We start from the raw sequence: 24,723 nt of genomic DNA, 5'->3' as shown, positions 1-24,723 counted from the left end.
CACGCCGACCAACCCATCCAACTCCCACCCACCACCACCTCCTTCCCCCGCTGGGCCGAACTCCTCCACCAGAGCGCGCGCCACCCCGACGTCATCCACCACACCGAGGCATGGCGACGCATCACCGCCAACCCGCCCGCGTTGCCGACGCCCGAGCCGGCCGTGGACACCTACCAGACAGCCGGGCAGTTCTCGGCGTCGCTGGACACCGAGACCACCCGCAGGTTGCTCGGCGAGGTGCCCGCGGCGTTTCACGCTGGGACACAGGACATTTTGCTGATCGCTTTCGCGCTGGCGCTCGCCGAGTTCACGCGCAGCACAGGCGCCCCGATCACCATCGACGTCGAGGGCCACGGACGTGACGACGAACTCGGCGGTGACGTCGACCTGTCACGCACGATCGGCTGGTTCACCGCCAAATACCCCGTCGCCCTGACACCAGGCGGCCTGCGCTGGACACAAGTCATCGCCGGCGACCCCGCCCTCGGCACCGTCATCAAAGACGCCAAAGAACAACTCCGCAACCAACCCGACGGCCTCACCTACGGACTGCTGCGCTACCTCAACCCCGACATCGACCTCCACAACGCCGATCCGGCAGTCGCATTCAACTATCTCGGCCGACTGGGTGGAACCGTCGACAAGAATCGCGAGGCGGCGTGGCGGATCTGCGCAGAAGAATCCGCGGTGACGCGCTCTGCCGGTGCAGTGCCCACCCCGCTGGGGCATACCGTCGAACTCAACGCCGTCACCGTCGACACCGACTGCGGGCCGGCGCTGAGCGCCAACTGGACCTGGGCACGCTCGGCGATCGACCATGCTCAGATCAATGACCTCAGCCGGTTGTGGTTCGAGGCGCTGGCCGGCATCTGCGCGCACGTCCACACCGGCGGGGGCGGGTTGACGCCATCGGACATCGCCCCCACCGAACTCCGACAGAGCCAGATCGATGAGCTGAGCCGCCAATACCGCGTCGCCGACATCCTGCCGTTGACCCCGCTGCAACAAGGATTGCTGTTCCATGCCGGCGTGGCACAGGGCCCCGGCGGTGTGTACGCGATGCAGTTGGACATCACGTTGAGCGGCCCCCTCGACCAGCGCAGGTTGTGCGACGCGGTACACACTGTGGTGAAGCGCCATCCGCACCTCCTGGCACGGTTCTGCGACCAGTTCGTCCAACCGGTGCAGATCATTCCGAGCGATCCGGTGGCGCCGTGGTGGTACCTCGAGCTGGATTCCGACGGTGTCGGCATAGACGAGCAGATCGACCGCATCTGCGCCGCGGAACGGAGCGCGGTATGCGCGCTTGGTGATCAGCCCGGCTTCCGGGGCGCGCTGCTGCGGTTGGCCGCCGATCGGCATCGGCTGATCCTCACCGCACACCACATCGTGCTCGATGGCTGGTCGATGCCGATCCTGCTGCAGGAGATCTTCGCGGTCTACCAGGGACGGCGGTTGCCTGCGCCACCCTCGTTCCGCAGCTTCATCACCTGGCTCGTCGAACGGGACACGGCCGCCGCCCATGCGGCCTGGCGTCACCTGTTCGCGGGCTTCGACTCCCCAACACTGGTGGCCCCAGGAGACCGGGGAGGGCAAGCCCAGCGCGGTATCGAGTCCTTCCGACTACCAACGTCGCTCACGCACGCGATCGGCGAGCTGGCCCGGTCACAACGCACCACTGCCAACGTCGTCCTGCAGGCGGCTTACGCGCAACTGGTGTGTCGGCTCACCGGTCGGCCGGACATCGCGTTCGGTACAACGGTCTCGGGGCGCCCGGCCGAGGTGGCCGGCGCCGATTCGATCGTCGGGCTGCTGATCAATACCGTGCCGGTGCGGGCCGGCTTCACACCGGCGACCACCACGATCGATCTGCTGCGCCAACTCCAGAATGGTCACAACGACACCCTCGAGCACCAGCATCTGGCGCTCGCCGACCTCCACCGAATCACCGGCCACGACAAGCTGTTCGACACACTCCTGGTCTTCGAGAACTACCCGATCGACATCACCGCCCCGTTGGGTGCCGACGGCCTCACAGTGGCGGAACTGCAGTTTCACGAATCTAACCACTATCCCCTTGCGGTCCAGGTTCTGCCGGGGGACGAGATGGGGCTACGGGTCGAATACGACACCGGCGTCTTCGATCTGCCTGCCGTCAAGGCTTTGATCGAGCGGTTGACAACGGTGTTGTCCGCGATGACCACGGATCCGCGGCGGCCGTTGTCGGCGATCGATCTGATCGGCGAGGCGGACCACGCCCGGCTGGACGAATGGAGCCACCGCAGGGTCTTGGCCGAATCCGAACCGGCGCAGACAATCCCGGCGTTGTTCGCCGCGCAGGTGGCACGCACACCCGACGCGGTCGCGGTGACCTGCAGCGGCCGCTCGATGACGTACCACGAACTCGACCGAGCTGCAACCAGGTTGGCGCACGTACTGTCCGGTCAGGGCGCAGGCCCTGGCGAGGTCGTGGCGGTACTGTTCACCCGTTCCACCGAGGCCCTCGTGGCCATCCTCGCCGTACTGAAGACCGGCGCCGCGTACGTACCCCTCGACCCGGCGCTTCCGTCGGCACGCATCGAATTCATGGTGGCCGATGCGGCACCGATCCTCGCGGTCACCACCGCTGCACACCGATCGTGTCTGGCGGGGTGCGATCTGCCCGTCATCGACATCGACGACTGTGAGGCGCAGGATCAGCCCCATACCGCGCTACCAGGTCCGGCACCCACCGACATCGCCTACCTCATCTACACCTCGGGCACCACCGGTACGCCGAAAGGCGTTGCCATCGCGCACCGTAACGTGCCCGGGCTCTTCGGTGCCCTGAACGACGACGTGTCATCGGGCCCTGGACAGGTGTGGACCCAGTGGCACTCATACAGTTTCGACGTCTCCGTGTGGGAAATCTTCGGAGCGCTGCTACACGGTGCGCGACTGGTCGTCGTGCCCGAATCCGTCGCCGCATCGCCCGACGAATTCCATCAGTTGCTGGTCACCGAACAGGTGAGCGTATTGAGCCAGACCCCGTCGGCGGCGGGCATGATGATCCCGCCCAGTCTGGACTCGATGGTGCTGGTGGTCGCCGGTGAGGCCTGTCCGTCGGAGCTGGTTGAGCGCTGGGCCCCCGCCCGAGCGGTGATTAACGCCTACGGTCCGACCGAAGCCACGGTGTACGCATCGATGACCGCGCCACTGGCCGGCACACCGATCGTGCCGATCGGCGCACCGGTGGCCGGGGTCGCGTTGTTCGTGCTCGACGCCTGGTTACGACCGGTGCCGCCGGGCACCGTCGGCGAGCTGTACATCGCCGGACGCGGTGTGGGCGTGGGCTATTGGCGTCGGGCCGGCCTGACGTCATCACGGTTCGTGGCCTGCCCGTTCGGTGCCATAGGACGGCGGATGTATCGCACCGGTGACCTGGTTCGGTGGGGGACCGACGGTCAGTTGCAGTATCTGGGGCGCGCCGACGAGCAGGTCAAGATCCGCGGGTACCGCATCGAGTTGGGGGAAATCCAAGCGGCCTTGGCCGTTCTGGAGGGGGTCACCCAAGCCGTGGTGATCGCTCGCGAGGTTGCGGCCGGCGTGCGTCTGGTGGGATACATCACGGGTACCGCCGATCCGGACCGGGTTCGACAGCAGCTGGCCGATCGGCTGCCCAGTTACATGGTCCCCGCCGCCGTCGTCGTGATCGACACCGTCCCGCTGACGGTCAACGGGAAACTCGACCGGCGCGCCCTTCCGGCACCGGAGTTCGTCGACACCGACCGCTACCGTGCCGCGGGCAACCCGGTCGAGGAGATCGTGGCGGACATTTATGCCCGGGTCCTCGGCCACGAGCGCGTCGGCATCGATGATTCGTTCTTCGAGTTGGGCGGGGATTCGCTGTCGGCGATGCGTCTGGTCGCCACCGTCAACAACGCACTCGACGCCGGCATCACCGTGCGCCAGCTGTTCGAGGCACCTACCGTGTCGCAATTGGCGTCGCAGGTCCGTCCTGGCGGGCCGGCCACGGAGCCGTTGACCACAGCGGAGCGGCCCGCGGTGATTCCGTTGTCGTTCGCTCAGTCCCGGCTGTGGTACCTCGATCAATTCCATGGCGACCAATCACACGGCACGTCAGCGGTTTACAACATGGCCGCGGCATTCCGGCTCTACGGTCCGCTTGATGTCGATGCGTTGGCGGACGCGTTCGCCGACGTGGTGACCCGTCACGAGAGCCTGCGAACCCTGTTCGCCGCACAAGACGGCGTGCCGCACCAGCTGGTGATCGACCCGGGCAGTGTCGAAATCAGCTGGGTTGTCGTCGACGCCGCCGGCTGGACGGCTGACGAGCTTCATGCTGCGGTCAGCGACGCGGCGGCGTACAGGTTTGATCTGTGTGCCGAAATTCCGCTGCGGGTTGTGCTTTTCCGGGTCGACGACGGCGAGCATGTGCTCACCACCGTGGTGCATCACATCGCCGCCGACGGCTGGTCGATCAACCCTCTGGTGGCCGACCTGGCAGCGGCCTATGCCGACCGCAGCACCGGGCAGCATCCAGCCTGGTCCGATCTGCCTGTGCAATACGTCGATTACACACTGTGGCAGCGCGCTCAGTTGGGTGATGTTCGAGACAGTGGAAGCCGCATCGCCAAACAGGTCGAATACTGGCGGGAGACGTTGGCAGGCATGCCCGAACGGGTGGCACTGCCGACCGACCGGCCGTACCCGCAGCTGGCCGATCTGCGCGGCGCCACCATGGCAGTCCAGTGGCCGGTCGAATTGCACGAGCAGATCTCCCGCGTCGCCCGCGAGCACGATGCGACCAGTTTCATGGTGGTACAAGCGGCCCTGCTGATAGTGCTGTCCAGGCTGAGCGCGAGTACTGACGTGGCGGTGGGCTTCCCGGTCGCCGGCCGTACTGACCCAGCCCTGGATGACCTGGTGGGGTTCTTCGTCAACACCCTGGTGCTGCGGGTGGACCTGGCCGGTAATCCCACGATCGCTGAAGTACTCGACCGGGTACGGGCGCGCAGCCTGGGTGCCTATGAGCATCAGGACGTACCGTTCGAGGTGCTCGTCGACCAACTGAACCCGACCCGGACGCTGTCTCACCACCCTCTGGTGCAGGTGGCACTGGCATGGCAGAACGGTGCCACCCACCAGATCATCGATTCCACAACCGAACTGACATTCGCGGATCTGCGCGCACTCCCCGTGCCCGTTGACACCTACACGGCCAGGATGGATGTGAATCTGTCGCTGGGTGAGCGCCGAACCGCAACCGGAGAGCCGGCGGGGATCGGTGGCACCGTGGAGTTCCGGTCCGATGTGTTCGACCCGGACAGCATCGCGACGATGATGGCTCGGTTGCGCCGAATCCTGACCATCATGACCACCGATCCGACGCTACGTCTCTCTTCGCTGGATCTGCTCGATGGTGATGAGCAGGCCCACCTCGCGGTGATCGGCAACCACGCGGCGCTGACCTCTCCGGCACCGCGGCCGGTGACGGTGAGCGGGTTGTTCGCCCACCATGTGACTCGGACACCCGAAGCGATCGCCCTCACCAGCGGCGAACGGTCCTGGACCTATCGGGAACTCGATGATGCGGCGGACCGGTTGGCGCAGTTGCTGATAGGGCACGGAGCTGCTCCAGGTCAGTGTGTCGCAGTGCTGTTCAACCGCTCTGCCGAGGCGATCGTGGCGATCCTGGCGGTATTGAAGACCGGCGCCGCCTACGTCCCGATCGACCCGGCGGTGCCCGCGGCCCGGCTGAAGTTCGTACTCGGCGACGCACGACCGATCGCCGCGGTCACCACCACAGATCTCGTCGAACGCCTACAGCCCCACGACCTCGTGATCGTCGACGTGGCCGACGACCAGCCCCGCGCGGCATGCGGCCGATCCGGTTCGCTTGCGTCCCCGAACACCGACGATGTGGCATATCTGATCTACACCTCGGGCACGACGGGCACCCCCAAAGGCGTTGCCGTCACACATCACAACGTCACCCAGCTACTGGAGACGCTCGATGCCGGGCTACCACGCCCCGGCGTGTGGCCCCAATGCCATTCCCTGGCATTCGACGTCTCGGTGTGGGAGATCTTCGGCGCTCTGCTCCGAGGCGGGCGGGTCGTGGTGGTACCCGAAGACGTCGCGGTCTCGCCCCTGGACTTCCATGCTCTGCTGGTTCGCGAACACGTCGACGTGCTGACCCAAACTCCCTCGGCAATGGCGGCGTTGCCGCGTGAGGGCTTGGAGTCGGCGACGCTGGTGGTGGTCGGCGAGGCCTGTCCGCCTGAGGTGGTGGACCGTTGGGCTCCCGGACGAGTGATGGTCAACGCCTACGGTCCCACCGAGACCACGATGTGCGTCGCGATCAGTGCACCCCTCGAGTCCGGCCGGGGCGTGCCGATCGGATCGCCGGTGCCCGGTGCGGCGCTCTTCGTACTCGACGAATGGTTGCGTCCGGTGCCGGTCGGAGTGGTCGGCGAGCTGTATGTGGCGGGTGCCGGTGTGGCATACGGTTATCGGGGCCGGAGTGCGTTGACGTCCGCTCGGTTTGTGGCCTGTCCGTTCGGCGCGGCGGGGGAGCCGGCCACGCGCATGTACCGCACCGGGGATCTGGTGTCCTGGCGACCGGACGGTCAGCTGAACTACCTGGGCCGTGCCGACGAGCAGGTCAAGGTTCGTGGATACCGCATCGAACTCGGCGAGATCCAGTCAGCTCTCGCCGCGGTGGACGGCGTGGACCACGCTGCGGTGATCGCGCGCGAGGACCGTCGCGGCGACAAGCGGCTTGTCGGCTATGTCACCGGCACTGCCGATCCGGCAACAGTCCGCGTCCAACTGGCCGAGTGCCTGCCGGCGTACCTGGTGCCCGCCGCCGTGGTGCGGCTCGACGTACTTCCGTTGACTGTCAACGGAAAGCTCGACACCCGAGCGCTGCCCGCCCCCGACTACGGCTCGGCACATGGCGGTTACCGGGCGCCGGCGGATGCTGTCGAAGAAATTCTCACGGCTATCTATGCCCAGGTGCTGGGCCTGGAGCGGGTGGGCGTCGACGATTCCTTCTTCGACCTGGGCGGCGACAGCATCCTGTCCATGCAGGTGGTGTCTCGTGCCCGGGCGGCCGGCCTGGTGTGTCGACCACGAGACATATTCGTCGAGCAGACGCCTGCCCGGTTGGCGCGCGTGGTCGCCGCGGCCGAGGACGTATCCCGCCCGGTCGATGACGGTGTCGGACCCGTCCTGGCCACCCCGATCATCCGCTGGTTGCACGAGGTGCACAGCACCGGTGGCCCGGTGGACGAGTTCAATCAGGCGCTGGTGGTGCAGGCGCCGGTCGAGGCCGGCGAGGCAGACGCCGTAATCATGCTGCAGGCGTTGCTCGATCGACATGCCATGCTGCGCGTGCGGCTGACAGACGGCCTCGACGGCTGGACGTTGACCGCGGCGGCGCCCGGCACCGTCGATGCCAGAACGTGTCTGGAAGCGGTTGACACACTGACCGACGATGCTCTCGTGGCGGCGCGCACGCGCCTGAACCCGGCGGCCGGGGTGATGCTGAGGGCGCTGTGGGTGACGTCTGCGAACCAGCTGGTGTTGATCGGTCATCACCTGGCCGTCGACGGGGTGTCGTGGCGAATTGTGTTGGACGACCTCAACGTCGCTTGGGTTCAGCACCGCGCCGGCCGGCCGGTGGCACTGCCGCCGACCGGGACGTCGTTCGCTCGGTGGGCTGAACGTCTCACCGCTCACGCCGATCGCCCGGAGGTCGTCGCCCACACCGAGGCGTGGCGACAGGCACTCACCGCCACGGCACTGCTGCCGGCGCCCCGGCCGGACGAGGACACCTACGACAACGCCGGGCAGCTGACGGTCTCGTTGGACGCCACGACCACTCGTATGCTCATCGAGGAGGTGCCTGCGGCGTTCCACGCCGGGGCGCAGGACATCCTGTTGATCGCGTTGGCACTTGCGGTGGCCGAATTCTGCGGGGTACTGGGTAGACCCGGGACCCGGGTCGGCATCGACGTCGAGGGCCACGGCCGGCACGAGGAACTCGCCACTGACATCGACTTGTCCCGGACGCTCGGGTGGTTCACCACCAAGTACCCGGTGGCTCTTGACTTTGACGACCGGGACATCTACGACCACGCCGGCGGGTCGGCCTGGTCCCAGGTGACGACCGGCGATGTGGCATCGGGCAGGGTGGTCAAAGCGGCCAAGGAGCAGCTCCGCGCCCTGCCGTCACCGTTGACCTACGGTCTCCTGCGCTACCTGAACGCCGATGTCGATCTCGAAGCCGCCGAGCCGACAATCGGATTCAACTATCTGGGCCGTCTCGGTGCCGGGTCAGCCGAGACAAACGATGGTTTGTGGCGGCTCTCGCCGGACAGTTCGTCGGCGACCCGAGCGGCGGTCGCAACACCCATGTCGTTGACGCATACCGTCGCGCTCGACACCGGCACCGTCGACACCGATACCGGACCGCGCCTGCACGCCAACTGGACCTGGGCACGCTCGGCACTCGACGAGGAACAGATCAGCCGGCTGAGCCAACTGTGGCTCGACGCACTGACCGGTCTGTGTGCACACGTGCGAAACGGCGGCGGCGGATTGACCCCGTCGGACATCGCGCCCGCCCGACTGGACCAGCACCAGATCGACGAGTTGGCGCGGCAACATCGGATCGCGGACATCTTGCCGTTGACGGCATTACAACAGGGCCTGATTTTTCACAGCAGCACCACGCACGGGCCCGAGGACCTGTATGTGGTGCAGTTGGACATCACCGTCAGCGGCGCACTCGATGCGGATCGACTGGCCGAAGCCGTACAGGCAGTGGCCGTCCGTCATCCGCATCTGGCGGCGCGATTCTGCGACCAGTTCGACGCGCCGGTACAGATCATCCCGGCCGACCCCGCGGCCGGATGGCGATACGTCGAACTCGACGGGCCCACAACCGAAGAGCAGATCCGGCAGGTGTGTGCCCAGGAACGTACCGCGGTCTGCGACCTGACCAACCCGCCGGCCTTCCGGGTGGCGGCGATCCGCACCGCAACAGATCAGCACCACGTCGTGCTCACCAACCACCACATCGTGCTCGATGGGTGGTCACTGCCCATCCTGCTACAGGAGATCTTCGCCGGGTATCACGGGCGGCGACTGCCGGCCGCCACGCCGTATCGCAACTTCATCACCTGGCTGTCCGAACGCGACGTCGCCGCCGCCCACGCGGCCTGGCGTGCGGTGCTCGACGGTTTCGACACTCCCACCCTCGTCGGTCCCGCACACAAACCGGCCCCCGGCCCGCGCGGTGTGCGGACGCATCGGTTGTCGGCACACACGACCCGGGCGCTCACCGAACTGGCGCGCGCACGCAGCACCACGATGAACATCGTGCTGCAGGCCGCCTGGGCGCTGCTGCTGAACTCACTGACCGGCCAACGCGACATCGCCTTCGGCACCGTGGTTTCGGGCCGGCCGGCCGAGGTGGCGGGCGCCGAGACCATGGTGGGGTTGCTGATCAACACCGTGCCGGTGCGCGTGGACATCACGGCCGCGACCACCGCCGTCGACCTGCTCGGCACGCTGCAACGTCAGCACGCCGAAACCCTTGAGCATCAGCATCTCTCGCTCAGCGATATTCACCGCGTCACCGGCCATGACCGCCTGTTCGACACCCTGTTCGTGTTCGAGAACTACCCGGTGGACAGCAGCGCCCTGTCAGCCGCCGGTGACGGGTTGGAGATCACCGAGTACACCAGCCACGAGTCCACCGACTATCCGCTTACGATGCAAGCCATCCCCGGTGCCCAACTGCGTCTGCGTCTTGAATACGACACCACGGTCTTCGACGCCGCGGCCATCGACATCCTGACCAACCGGGTCGAGGCGGTGGTGGAGGCGATGACCGCCGATCCTTGCCGGGCGCTGTCTGCGGTGAACCTCCTCGACGAGACCGAACGCACCCAGCTTGCGCAGTGGGGCAATCGGGCCGTTCTCAGCGGCCTTCCGCAGCCGGTGTCGGTGCCGGAATTGTTCGCCGCCCAGGTGACGCGGGCACCGGAGGCCGTGGCGGTGGTCTGCGGGGACACCTCGTTGACGTACCGGCAGCTCGACGAGTCCGCAAATCGGTTGGCGCGCCTGCTCATCGGTCGCGGGGCCGGACCCGGCGAGCGGGTGGCGTTGATGTTCGGGCGTTCGGCCGAGGCGATCGTGGCGATCTTGGCGGTACTCAAGACCGGCGCGGCCTATCTGCCGATCGACCCGGCACTGCCCGAAGCCCGCGTCGAGTTCATGCTCACCGACGCGGCCCCGATGGCGGCGGTCACCACCGCCGCCCTGGCCGACCGGTTCCGGGGCCACGCCCTGACGATCGTCGATGTGGCGGATCGCGTCATCGCGACCCAGAACGGCGCGCCGTTGGCGCCCCCGGCACCTGACGACATGGCCCACGTCATCTACACCTCGGGTACCACGGGGCAGCCCAAGGGGGTGGCGGTCACCCAGCGCAATGTGGCCCAGCTCTTCGACTCGTTGCAGATCGGGGTACCGCTCACGCCGGGGCAGGTGTGGACGCAGTTCCACTCCTATGCCTTCGACTTCTCGGTGTGGGAGATCTGGGGTGCGCTGCTACACGGCGGCCGGCTCGTGGTGGTGCCCGATGCGGTGACCCGGTCTCCGGATGACTTCCACGCCTTGCTGCTTCGTGAGCAGGTCACCGTGCTGACGCAGACGCCGTCGGCTGCCGGAGTGCTGTCGGTGGAGGGCCTGGAATCCACCGCACTGGTGATCGGTGCGGAGCCGTGCCCACCCGAATTGGTGGATCGGTGGGCGCCCGGCCGGGTGATGGTCAACGTCTACGGACCGACCGAGACCACGATGTGGTTGTGTGCCAGCACCCCACTGGACGCCGGATCCGGGGCGCCGCCGATCGGGGCGCCGACAGCATGGGCGGCATTCTTCGTGTTGGACGAGTGGCTGCGTCCGGTGCCCGCGGGCGTGGTCGGCGAGTTGTATCTGGCCGGCGCGGGCGTCGGCATCGGGTACTGGCGCCGGGCCGGGCTGACCGCGTCGCGGTTCATGGCCTGCCCGTTCGGGGAACCCGGTACCCGCATGTATCGCACGGGCGATCTCGTCTGCTGGCGCACCGACGGGCAGTTGGAGTACTTCGGCCGCGCTGACGAGCAGGTCAAGATCCGTGGCTACCGCATCGAACTCGGCGAGATCCAGTCGGCCCTCGCCGCGCTGGACGGCGTCGAACAGGCCGCGGTGATCGCGCGTGAAGACCAACCTGGTGACAAACGGCTCGTGGGCTACATCACCGGCACCGCCGACCCGATCACGGCACGTGCGCTGCTTGCCGAACGGCTGCCCGGCTACATGGTTCCCACGTCGGTGGTGAGCCTGCCGGCGCTACCGGTGACGGTGAACGGCAAGCTCGATACCCGGGCGCTACCGGCGCCGGACTACCGGGACGTCGGTCATTACCGCGCACCGGCAGGTCCGGACCAGGAGACGCTGGCCGAGATCTACGCTCGCGTGCTCGGCGTGGAACGGGTCGGCGCCGATGACTCGTTCTTCGATCTGGGCGGCGATTCCGTCTCGACGATGCGTCTGGTCTCGGCCGTCAACGCCGTTCTGGGTACCGAGCTTTCGGTACGGACCGTGTTCGAGGCACCCACCGTCGCCGCACTGGCCCGGTGTGTCGGTGAGCGTGCCGAGCCCGGTGAACCGTTGGTGGCCGGTGCACGTCCCGACGTGATTCCGCTGTCGTTCGCTCAGAATCGGCTGTGGTTCGTCGACCAATTGCACGGTCCGTCACCGGTGTACAACATGCCGGTCGGTCTGCGACTGCACGGCCGGCTCGACGCCGACGCCATGGGCGAAGCCCTGGCGGACGTGATCGGCCGTCACGAAAGCCTGCGCACCGTGTTCGTTTCGCCGGCCGGGACACCCAGACAGGCGGTGACCCCCGTCGAGGATGTCGATTTCGGCTGGGAGGTCGTGGACGCCACCGGCTGGCCGGCTTCGGCCATGGACGAGGCGATCGAGGCCACCGTCCGGTACAGCTTCGACCTTTCCACCGAGATACCCATGCGGGCCAAGCTCTTCCGGGTCAGCGAGGTCGAACATGTGCTCGTTGCGGTGGTGCACCATATCGCCGCCGACGGTTGGTCGTTGACGCCGCTGGTGCGTGATCTCAATCTTGCCTACGACGCCCGGCGTGCGGGGCACGCGCCCGCTTGGGCGCCGTTGGCAGTGCAGTACGCCGATTACACGCTGTGGCAACGCACCCGCCTCGGGGACATCGCCGACAGCGACAGCCCGATCGCCGTGCAGTTGGCCTACTGGGAAGACGCGTTGGCCGGGCTACCCGACCGTCTGACGCTGCCCACCGATCGTCCGTACCCGCCGGTGGCAGATCAGCGTGGTGCCACCGTGACGGTGGAGTGGCCCGCGCAGTTGCAGCAGCAGGTCGCCGCGATGGCCGGTGAGCACGGCGTGACCACTTTCATGGTGGTGCAAGCCGCGCTGCTGACGGTGCTTTCCAGGCTGAGCGCGAGTACCGATGTGGCCGTTGGCTTCCCGATCGCGGGCCGGCGTGACGCCGCACTCGAGGAACTGGTCGGCTTCTTCGTCAACAATCTGGTACTACGCGTCGACCTGTCCGGTGACCCGACCGTGGCGGAGCTTCTGGCCCAGGTACGCACCCGCAGCCTGGCCGCCTACGAGCATCAGGATGTGCCGTTCGAAGTCCTGGTCGAGCGGCTCAACCCGACGCGCAGCCTGGCCCACCACCCGCTGGTGCAGGTGGCTCTGGCCTGGCAGAACCTGCCGTGGCAGGACACCGGGGCCGCCGACGGCCTGAGGCTGGGGGACCTGGACGTGACGCCGATGCCGGTGGACACCCAGACCTCCCGCATGGACGTGACATTCTCCCTCGGGGAGCGCTGGACCGAAACCGGTGAGCCCGCCGGTATCAGCGGCGCGGTGGAATTCCGCACCGACGTGTTCGACGCCGACAGCATCAAGACGCTGCTCGCACGGTGGCAACGGGTCTTGGCGGTGATGATTGCCGACCCGACCAAGCGGCTGTCGACGATCGACGTGCTCGACGCGGTAGAACGCGCCGAGTTGGACCGGTGGGGTAACCGGGCGGTGCTCGCCGCGGCCACGACCCCGGAATCGGTTCCGGCCGTGTTTTCCCGACAGGTGGCCCGTGCGCCCGAGACCGTGGCGATCAGCTGCGCCGGCCGCGCCATGACGTATCGGGAACTGGACCTGGCCGCCGATCGATTGGCGCACAGATTGATCGCGTCCGGTGTGCGTGCGGGTGACTGCGTGGCGTTGCTGGCCGAACGATCCGCCGAAGCCGTCGTTTCGATGTTGGCGGTGCTCAAGGCAGGGGCGGCCTATCTGCCGATCGATCCCGTTCTGCCCGATGCGCGAATCGAATTCATGCTCACCGATGCCGATCCCGCCGTCGCGATCGTCACCGCCGGGCTGGCTGGTCGATTGACCGGGTACGACCTGCCGCTCATCGATCTCAGCGATGCGGCGGACGCCGCCACCCCGGCTCCCGACGGTATTTCGGGTCCCTCCTCACGGGTACCGACTGCCGACGACATCGCCTATGTCGTCTACACCTCGGGAACCACCGGTGTGCCCAAGGGAGTCGCGATCGCCCACCGCAACGTGACCGAGCTGTTGGGGTCGACCGACACCTTCCTGGCGGGACAGACGTGGACGCAATGGCATTCCTATGCGTTCGATGCCTCGGTCGAGGAGATCTGGGGCGCGCTCTTGCACGGCGGGCGGCTGGTGGTCGTGCCCGAGTCGACGGCCCGGTCACCAGAAGACCTGCAGACGTTGCTCGTTGCCGAGCGGGTCGATGTGTTGAGCCAGACCCCTTCCGCGGTGGCGCTGCTGTCACCCGAGCGCTTGGCGGCGGTGTCGTTGTTGGTGGCTGGTGAGGTATGCCCGGCCGACTTGGTGGAGCGCTGGGCCGCGGGGCGGGTGATGGTCAACGCCTACGGTCCGACCGAAACCACGATATGTGCCTCCAGGACCGCACCTTTGGCCGCGGGAACCGAGGCGCCGTCGATCGGCGCGCCGGTACCGGGTGCAGCGCTGTTCGTCCTGGACGGGTCGCTGCGCCAGGTGCCGCGGGGTGTGGTCGGTGAGTTGTATGTGGCCGGGCGCGGCGTGGGTGTCGGGTATCTGGGTCGGTCGGGTCTGACCGCTTCGCGGTTTGTGGCCTGCCCGTTCGGCAGCAGCGGTGCTGTCGGACAACGGATGTACCGCACCGGGGACCTGGTGTACTGGGACGCCGATGGGCAGCTGCACTACGTGGGGCGCGCCGATGAACAGGTCAAGATCCGTGGCTACCGCATCGAGCTCGGCGAGATCCAGGCGATCCTGGCCGGGCTGGACGGCGTCGACCAGGCGGCGGTGATCGCTCGGGCGGACCGGCCCGGCGACACGCGGCTCGTGGGCTACGTGACCGGGACCGCGGATCCGGCCAAATTGCGCACTCAACTGGCCGAGCAACTTCCGACCTACATGGTGCCGGCCGCGGTGATCGCCTTGCCGACACTGCCATTGACCGCCAACGGCAAACTGAACACCCGCGCGCTGCCGGCACCTGACTATCAGGACATCGACCGTTACCGCGCCCCGAGCAGCCTCACCGAGGAGATCCTGGCCGGGATCTACGCCGCTGTGCTGGGCGTGGAACGGGTCGGGGTCGACGATTCGTTCTTCGATCTCGGCGGGGATTCGCTCTCGGCGATGCGTCTCGTCTCCTCGATCAACGCCGCCCTGGATACCGGCCTCGCCGTGCGGGTCGTGTTCGAGGCGCCCACGGTGGCGCAATTGGCGCCGTGCATCGGTGGGGAAGGGTCGCGACTGGATCCCCTGGTGGCCGGAGCGCGGCCTGCCGTCGTTCCATTGTCATTCGCGCAGACGCGGCTGTGGTTCCTGGACCAATTGCAAGGCCCCTCACCGGTGTACAACATGGCGACCGCACTGCGGATGCACGGGGCGTTGGACGTCGACGCGTTGGGGCAGGCGCTGGCCGACGTGGTGGCCCGCCACGAGAGTCTGCGGACAGTGTTCCCGGCCGACGCCGGGATCCCACGGCAGTGCGTCATACCAGTCGAGGACGCGGGATTCCGCATGGACGTCGTCGATGCCACCGGGTGGTCGACGCCCCAGTTGCACCAGTCGATCTGCGAGGCGGCTCGTCACGTGTTCGATCTGGCCGCCGAGATTTCCCTACGGGCAACGGTGTTCCGGATCGCCGCCGATGAGCACGTGCTGGCCGCGGTGGTGCACCATATCGCCGCCGATGCCTGGTCGATCACGCCGCTGATGGCTGATCTCGGGGTGGCCTACGCCAGTCGAAGCGCGGGGCAGGCCCCGGCATGGGCCGACCTGGCCGTCCAATACGTGGATTACACACTGTGGCAACGCGCGCAGTTCGGTGACTTCGGCGACCGTCACAGTCGTATCGCCGCGCAGGTGAGGTATTGGCAGGACGCGCTGGCCGGCATGCCGGAGCGGCTCGCGCTGCCCACCGACCGGCCGTACCCGCCGGCGGCCGATCAACGCGGCGCCACGGTTACCTTGGACTGGTCCGTCGAACTGCAGCAACAGATCGCCCTGGTGGCCCGTGAGCACAACGCCACCAGCTTCATGGTGGTGCAGGCCGCCCTGCTGACCGTGCTGTCCAGGCTCAGCGGCAGTTCCGATGTGGCCGTGGGCTTCCCGATCGCCGGCCGCCGCGACCCGGCGCTCGACGACCTGATCGGATTCTTCGTCAACACCCTGGTACTACGGGCGGATCTGTCCGGTGATCCCACCGTCGCCGAGCTCTTGGCCCAGGTCCGCGCCCGCAGCCTGGCCGCCTACGAGCATCAGGATGTGCCGTTCGAGGTGCTCGTCGAGCGGCTCAACCCGACCCGGTCCCTGACCCATCACCCTCTCGTCCAGGTGGCACTGGGCTGGCAGAACGTTCCCGGACAGTCCGGTGCCGCACCGGTGCTCGGCGATCTCGAGATCAGCCAGATGCCGGCGGACACTCACACCGCCCGGATGGATTTGAGTTTCTCCCTGGCCGAGCGGCGGACCCCGACCGGTGCTCCCGCCGGTATCACCGGCACGGTGGAGTTCCGCACCGATGTGTTCGACGCTGCCACCATCGAATCGGTGATCAAGCGGTTCGAGCTCGTGTTGTCGGCAATGACCGCCGACACCGACGGGCGTCTGTCCGCCATCGATCTCCTCGACGCCCGTGAGCACGCGCACCTCGACACGATCGGCAACCGGGCGGCGCTGACCGGGCCGGTGCCGCCCTCGATCCCCGTGTCGGTCCCCGAGCTGTTCAACCTCCGGGTCGCCCGCCACCCAGAGGCCGTCGCGGTGAGCGACGACGGCCGCTCACTCACCTACCGAGGCCTCGACGAGGCCGCAAACCGGCTGGCGCACTTGCTGATCAGTCACGGCGCCGGCCCAGGCCACAACGTGGCGGTGTTCTTGGAGCGCTCCGCCGAGGCGATCGTCGCGATGCTGGCGGTGCTGAAGACGGGGGCCGCCTACCTCGCCATCGACCCGGCGCTGCCTCCAGCCCGTATCGCGTTCATGCTGACCGATGCCGCGCCGGTCTCCGCGATCACCACCACCGCCCTGGCCGGCCGGTTGCGCGGACATCCCGTCCAGGTCATCGACATCACCGCGGCAGCGGCTGCCGACCAACCGGGCACGGCGCTGCCGTACCCCGCGCCCGGGGACATCGCCTATCTGATCTACACCTCGGGCACGACCGGCGTTCCCAAAGGTGTGGCCGTCACCCACCACAACCTGGGCCACCTGGCCCGGTCCACGCCTGCGAACCTGCCCGACGAGCAGGTCTGGACCCAATGTCACTCGTATGCTTTCGATTTCTCGGTGTGGGAGATCTGGGCCGCGCTGTTGGGCGGCGCCCGCCTGGTGGTGGTGCCCGAGTCGGTGGTGAGTTCACCGGACGATTTCCATGCCCTCCTGGTCGGTGAAGGGGTCAACGTCCTGACTCAGACTCCCTCCGCCGCCGGGGCATTGTCCCCACAGGGCCTGGAGTCGGTGACCCTCCTGCTCGGCGGTGAGGCATGTCCCGGTGAGGTGGTCGATCGATGGGCGCCCGGGCGCGTGGTGATCAACGCCTATGGCCCCACCGAGATCACGGTGTACGCCTCGATGAGTGCACCGTTGCGGCCTGGGACCGGGGCGGCCCCGATCGGTGCCCCGGTACCCACCGCCGCGCTGTTCGTCCTGGATGAGTGGTTGCATCCGGTGCCACCCGGGGTGGTCGGCGAACTGTATGTGGCCGGTGACGGTGTGGCGTGCGGGTACCTCGGCCGGTCGGGGCTCACCGCAGCACGGTTTGTGGCCTGCCCGTTCAGCGACCCGGACCGCCCGGCAGCTCGGATGTACCGCACCGGTGATCTGGTGAGCTGGCGTGCCGACGGCCAACTGGAGTATCTGGGCCGCGCTGACGACCAGATCAAGATTCGGGGTTACCGCATCGAACTCGGGGAGGTCCAGGCCGCATTGGGTGGTGTGGCCGGAGTGGCACAAGCAGTGGCGATCGCTCGGGAGGACCAACCGGGAATCAAACGTCTGGTCGGTTATGTCACCGAAGTGACGGGCGGGTCCGTGGATCCGACCGAAGCGCGAAACGTCTTGGCCGAGAGCCTGCCTGCCTACCTGGTGCCGTCGGCGATCGTGGTCATTGACGCGTTGCCGTTGACCGTGAACGGCAAACTCGACACGCACGCGTTGCCGACCCCGGACTACCAGGACGCCGATCGGTATCGCGCACCGGGGACTCCCGTCGAAGCTGTTCTGACCGACATCTACGCCCAGGTGCTCGGGCTGGAGCGGGTCGGAGTCGACGATTCGTTCTTCGATTTCGGTGGCGACAGCATCCTGTCCATGCAGGTGGTGGCCCGGGCCAGGGCTTGCGGTGTGATGTGCAGGCCCCGTGACATTTTCGTCGAGCAGACCGTCGCCCGGCTGGCCCAAGTGGTCGAAGTGGCCGGAGAAAACGCCGGCCCGGCCGACAAGGGAGTCGGTGCACCAAGGGCGACGCCGATCATGCGGTGGCTGGAAGACGTTCACCGGGCCGGTGGACCTGTCGATCAGTTCAACCAGACGGTGGTGGTCCAAGCTCCCGCAGGAGTCACCGAATCCGATGTCCAGACCATCTTGAACGCGCTGCTCGATCGGCACCCGACACTGCGGCTGCGGGCAGCACAGGACGATGACGGACATTGGTCGCTGCTGATACCCGAGACAGGCTCTGCACAAGCAGATCTGGAGTCGTTGGACGTGATGTCCGAGCAGGCGTTGGCAGCGGCCCGCGCGCGGCTGAACCCGGCTACCGGACAGATGGTCAGCGCACTGTGGGTGACAACCACCGGCCAGTTGGTCTTGATCGTCCACCACCTGGCCGTCGATGCGGTGTCATGGCGGATCCTGCTCGAAGACCTCAACATCGCCTGGGCCCAGCTCTGCCAGGGCAGGCCGGCGGAATTGCCCATGGTCGGAACGTCTTTCGTACAGTGGTCGAACCTGCTCGATCAGCACGCGCGCACCTCCACCGTGGTGGAGCAGGCCGACCACTGGCGCCGGGTGCTGGCACATCCGTCCGCACTGCCGGCGGTGCGACCAGAGGCGGACACATACGCCACCGCCGGTCACCTCACCGCAACTCTGGATGTCGCGACCACGCGCGTCCTTCTCGGTGCGGCCCCGGCGGCGTTTCATGCCGGGGTACAGGACATTCTGCTGATCGCCTACGGGTTGGCGTTGACGGAGTTCCTGGAGGTCACCCTGCCCGTCGTCGTCGATGTGGAAGGGCACGGCCGTAGTGAGGAACTGGACGGGCTCGGCGACCGGAACATCGATCTGTCCCGGACGGTGGGGTGGTTCACCACCAAATATCCGATGGCATTGAATGTCGGCCGGCATCTCAACGGGTTGAGCTGGTCTGCGGTCGTGGCCGGCGATGCGGCACTCGGCGACGTGATCAAGGCGGTCAAGGAACAGCTTCGCGGCCTTCCCGACGGAATGACCTACGGATTGTTGCGCTACCTCAATCCCGACGTCGAACTCCGTGGGGCCGACCCGACCATCGCGTTCAACTACCTCGGCCGGCTGGGCGCAACCGGGTCGGGGGATGCCGAGGCTGTCGCCGGGCTCTGGCAGGTCGATCGGGAGGGAGCCGCCGTCTCCGCTGCCGCCGCAGCCATCCCCATGCCGCTCGGGCATACCGTGGAACTCAACGCGAGCACCGTCGAAACCGATTCCGGCCCAAGCCTTTACGCATCGTGGACATGGGCTCCCTCGGTGCTGGACGAGAGCCAGGTCCGCCGGCTTTCGCGGCTGTGGTTCGATGCTCTGACCGGCATCTGCGCGCACGTGCGCAGCGGGGGCGGTGGCCTGACCCCGTCGGACATCATCCCCACCCAGCTCACCCAGCATCAGATCGACGAGCTGAGCCAGGATCACCGGGTCGCCGACATACTGCCGCTGACGCCCTTACAAAGCGGTCTCCTGTTCCAAGCCAACACCACTCGTGGTAATGACGACAATGTCTATGCCATGCAGCTCGACGTCACCGTCACCGGGCCGCTGGATGCCGACCGGTTGCGCGAGGCGGTACAGCACGTGGTCCGCCGCCACCCCAACCTGGCCGCCCGCTTCGACAAGCGATTCGGTGACCCCGTACAGATCATCCCGCTCGAGCCGCGCGTGCCCTGGCAATACCTCGACGTATCCGGGGCAGAGCAACTGCAACGGCTCTGCGCGGCCGAACGTTCCGCGGTATGCGACCTGATCCACCAGCCGGCGTTCCGCGCCGCACTGATCCGGTCCGGGGCCGACGAACACCGGTTCGTCATGACGTACCACCACATCGTCCTCGACGGTTGGTCGTTGCCGATCCTGTTGCAGGAGATCTTCGCCGGCTATCACCGACAGCGGCTGCCCGCTGCCGGGACGTATCGCAGATTCGTGACGTGGTTGGCAGATCGAGACGTCGATGCCGCGCGCACCGCCTGGCGTGACATGTTGGACGGCTTCACCACTCCGACTCTGGTCGCTCCCAACGCCGGGGCGAGGCCCGGAGCCCGTGCCACCGACACCTTCCGCCTGACCGCCGACACCACCCGGGCCGTGCACGAGCTGGCCCGGTCGCAACACACCACGGTCAACACGGTGCTCCAGGCGGCCTGGGCGCAAGTGCTCATGTGGCTGACCGGACAGCACGATGTCACCTTCGGCGTTGCGGTGTCGAGCCGTTCGGCCGATGTGGCGGGTGCAGAGTCGATGATCGGCCTGCTGATCAACACCGTGCCGGTCCGCGCCACCATCAACCCGGAGACCACCATCGCCGATCTGCTCGACACCCTGCAACGCCGGCACAGTGACACACTCGACCACCAGCACCTGGCCCTCAGCGAGATTCATCGAGCCGTCGGCCACGAGCAGTTGTTCGACACGCTGTTCGTCTACCAGAACTACCCCGTGGAGACCGCAGTGTCATCGATGGCCGACGGGCTGGCCATCACCGACGTGACCGGCCGCGAGTACAACCATTATCCGCTGACCCTGCAAGCGATGCCCGGCGCCGAATTCGTTCTGCGTGTCGAGTTCGACACCGCAGTGTTCACCACACAGCGCATCACCAAGATCGTCGGGCGGTTCCGGCGAGCGCTCGAGGCCATGACCGGGAAGGACCAGCCCTCGTGACCGCCGACGCCAACCGGCGATTGTCGTCGATGGACCTCGACGACGACGATGAACTCGACGAATTGGAGCAGTGGGGCAACCGTGACGCACTGACCCAGCCGTTCACCGGCGCCTCGATTCCGGCGTTGTTCGCGGCCCAGGTGTCGCGTGATCCGGCCGCGGTGGCCCTCAGTTGCGCCGGCAGTTCACTGACGTACGAGGAGCTCGACGCGGCGGCAGATCGGTTGGCGCATCGGCTCATCGAGCACGAAGTGCGTCCGGGGCAGCGGGTGGCCGTGCTGTTCTCGCGATCGACCGAGGCGATCGTGGCGATCCTCGGAATACTGAAAACCGGTGCGGCATATGTTCCCATCGACCCGGCGGTGCCCGATGTGCGGCTGGAGTTCGTTCTCGCCGATGCCGCCCCAGTGGCGGCCGTGACGACCGCGGACCTGGCCGACCGCCTCGACGGCCGCGGTGTGACGGTGATCGATGTCAGTGCGGACCAGGCATCGACTCCTGCCTCACCCACCGTTGCCACGTTGGCGGCGGAGCCGCAACCCGATGACGTCGCCTACCTGATCTACACCTCGGGCACCACCGGTGTGCCCAAGGGGGTGGCCATCCCACATCGCAACGTGACGCGCTTGCTGAATGCGATCGATACCCGCCTGCCCTTGTCGGGGGAGCAGGTGTGGACCCAGTGCCATTCACTGGCGTTCGACTTTTCGGTGTGGGAGATCTTCGGTGCCTTGCTGCACGGCGGGCGGCTGGTCGTGGTTCCCGAATCGGTGACCCGCGCACCGGACGAGTTCCATGCCTTGCTCGCCGAGCAGCAGGTCACGGTGTTGAGCCAGACACCGTCGGCGTTCTATGCGCTGCAATCCGCCGACAGTGCCCTGGCCGGATCCGCCGTGCATCTCAGCCTGGAGGCCGTGATCTTCGGCGGGGAGGCGCTGGAACCCTCGCGGTTGAGGCCGTGGTGGGACCGTCATGTCGGAGCGCCACGGTTGATCAACATGTACGGGATCACCGAGACCACCGTGCACGCCTCAATTCGCGAGATCACGACGGCGGACCTCGATGACACCGTCAGCCCGATCGGTGTGCCGCTGGCCGACTTGGCGTTCTTTGTCCTCGACGGCTGGTTACGTCCGGTCACGGTGGGCGTGGTCGGCGAGTTGTACGTTGCCGGTGCGGGTTTGGGCTATGGCTATGTCGGCCGGGCCGGGCTGAGCTCCACCCGGTTCGTGGCGTGTCCGTTCGCGCCCGCCGGCGCCCGCATGTATCGCACCGGGGATCTGGTTTCCTGGGGCGCCGAGGGCCAACTGCAGTATCGGGGCCGTGCCGACGAACAGGTCAAGATTCGCGGATACCGCATCGAACTCGGCGAGATCCGGGCGGCATTGACACGCCTGGACGGAGTTGAGCAGGCCGAGGTGATCGTGCGGGAGGACCAGCCCGGCGACAAGCGCCTCGTCGGCTACATCACCGGAGCCGCCGATCCCGCTGCAACGCGTGGCGCGCTGGCCGACCGATTGCCGCCGTACCTGGTGCCTGCCGCAGTGGTGTCGATGAGCAGTTTGCCGTTGACGGTCAACGGAAAACTCGACAAGAAGGCGTTACCGGCGCCGGAATACCAGTCCAGCGACTACCGTGCCCCGACCACACCCACCGAGGAAATCGTCGCGGGAATCTACGCACAGATCCTCGGGCTGGAGCGCGTCGGAATCGACGATTCGTTCTTCGACCTGGGCGGTGATTCGCTGCTGGCGATGCGTCTGGTCGCCGCACTCAACCGGACGCTGGATGCCGGTCTCGAAGAGCGCATGATCTTCGACGCGCCCACCGTGGCCCAACTTATGCTCCATATCGGCGGCGGGCAACATCGACTGCAGCCGCTGGTCGCCGGATCTCGACCGTCCGTGATGCCGCTGTCCTATGCGCAGAGCCGGCTGTGGTTCATCGACCAATTACATGGTCCTTCACCGGTGTACAACTTGGCGGTCGGTTTGCGTCTGCGCGGCGAGCTCGAGGTCACGGCGCTGGGCGCGGCCTTCGGCGATCTGCTGCAGCGTCACGAGAGCCTGCGCACCGTGTTTCCGGCGGTCGACGGGCTACCGCAGCAGCGGGTGGTTCCACACGTGGACGTCGAGTTCAGCTGGGACGTCATCGACGCAGCGGACTGGTCGCCAAGCCGTCTGACCGCGGCGGTCTCGGAGACGGCGCAACACAGTTTTGATCTGTCTACCGAGATACCGCTGCAGGCACGGCTTTTCCGAGTGGCCGAGGATGAGCATGTGTTGGTCGCCGTACTGCATCACATCGCGGCCGACGGCTGGTCGATCGCTCCGCTGGTGGCTGACCTCGGTACTGCGTACGCCGACCGGTGTGCCGGACAATGCCCCGGTTGGGAGCCGTTGGCCGTGCAGTATGCCGATTACACGCTATGGCAACGCGCGCAACTCGGCGATCTCGACGACGCGGACAGTCGCATCTCCCGGCAACTGGGCTTTTGGGAGAGCACTCTGGCCGGGATGCCCGAACGCATTGCACTACCGACCGACCGTCCGTATCCGTTGGTGGCCGGCCAAAGCGGCGACCGGGTGGACGTGCGGTGGCCGGCCGACCTGCAGCGCCACGTTGCGCGACTGGCTCGCGAGTACGACGCGACCAGCTTCATGGTGGTGCAGACCGCCCTGACGGTGTTGTTGTCCAAGCTGGCTGCGACGCCCGATGTCGCGGTGGGTTTTCCGATCGCCGGGCGCCGCGATCCGGCACTCGACGCCCTGGTCGGATTCTTCGTCAACACCTTGGTGCTTCGCGTCGACCTGGACGGCGATCCCAGTGTCGCCGAGGTGCTGACTCAAGTTCGGGAACGCAGTCTGAGCGCTTTCGAACACCAGGATGTGCCGTTCGAAGTGCTGGTCGAGCGCCTCAACCCGACCCGGTCGGTGACCCATCACCCCCTGGTGCAGGTGATGTTGGCGTGGCAGAACGTTCCCGGTCAGGCGGGCGGTCCAGGCGACGGTTTGATGCTGGGGGACATCGAGGTCACTCAGCTTCCACTGGACACCCGCACAGCCCGCATGGACCTGTCTTTCTCGCTCGCCGAAGGTTGGACGAAAGCAGGTGAGGCCGCCGGGATTTCGGGGACGGTGGAGTTCCGCACCGACGTTTTCGACGCGAAAAGCATCACGACCCTGGTCGATCGGTTACAGCGGGTGCTCGAGGCGATGACTGCCGACCCCGACCGGCGGCTGTCGGCCATCGATGTGCTCGAACCCGATGAACACACATGCCTCGACGCGATCGGCAACCGGGCAACGTTGTCGGGGCTCGAATCTGAGCCGTCGTCGATTTCGGCCCGCTTCGCGGCGCAAGCAGCCCGGGATCCCGAGGCAGTAGCCGTCAGCTTCGACAGTAGCCGCATGACATACCGGGAGCTCGACGAAGCGGCCAACCGACTGGCGTGCAACCTGATCGGCCTCGGCGCCGGTGCCGGACAACGGGTGGCATTGCTGCTCCCGCGGTCGGTCGAGGCCGTGGTCGCGGTTTTCGCGGTGCTCAAGACCGGTGCGGCGTATGTGCCGATCGATCCCTCGGTGCCAGATGAGCGGATCGACTTCATCCTCTCCGATGCGGCTCCGGTCGCCGCGGTCACCACCGCCGAACTTGCCGATCGCTTGACTGGGTACCGGGTCGCCGTCCTCGACGTCGCCGACCCCGCGCTGGCGACCCAGCCGAGCACACCGCCACCGGTGGGGCCGGAGCCCGACGACATCGCGTATCTGATCTACACCTCGGGTACCACGGGTACACCGAAAGGCGTTGCGGTCGCGCATCGAAACGTCGTCGGACTGCTGGAAGCCATCGACGACGACCTGCAGCTGACGGCAGGTCAAGGCTGGAGTCAATGTCACTCGTTGGCGTTCGACTTCTCGGTCTGGGAGATCT

At 67.0% G+C, this 24,723-nt stretch carries 2 protein-coding genes; both read left to right on the top strand.

The annotated features are described in order from the left end of the window. The coding region (locus tag A5740_RS17895) for a non-ribosomal peptide synthetase (RefSeq protein WP_083654226.1) at nt 1–20,787 on the top strand (20,787 nt) is incomplete at its 5' end. Then, nucleotides 20,784–24,723 (top strand): amino acid adenylation domain-containing protein (locus A5740_RS28765; protein WP_254849238.1); only part of this gene is annotated, 3,940 nt, incomplete at its 3' end. The genes A5740_RS17895 and A5740_RS28765, both read left to right, overlap by 4 nt.

This window comes from Mycobacterium sp. GA-1841 (assembly GCF_001954135.1).
Lineage (GTDB): Bacteria > Actinomycetota > Actinomycetes > Mycobacteriales > Mycobacteriaceae > Mycobacterium.
Note: the sequence above shows the minus strand (reverse complement) of the source record. Positions and strands in the feature narration are given on the sequence as shown.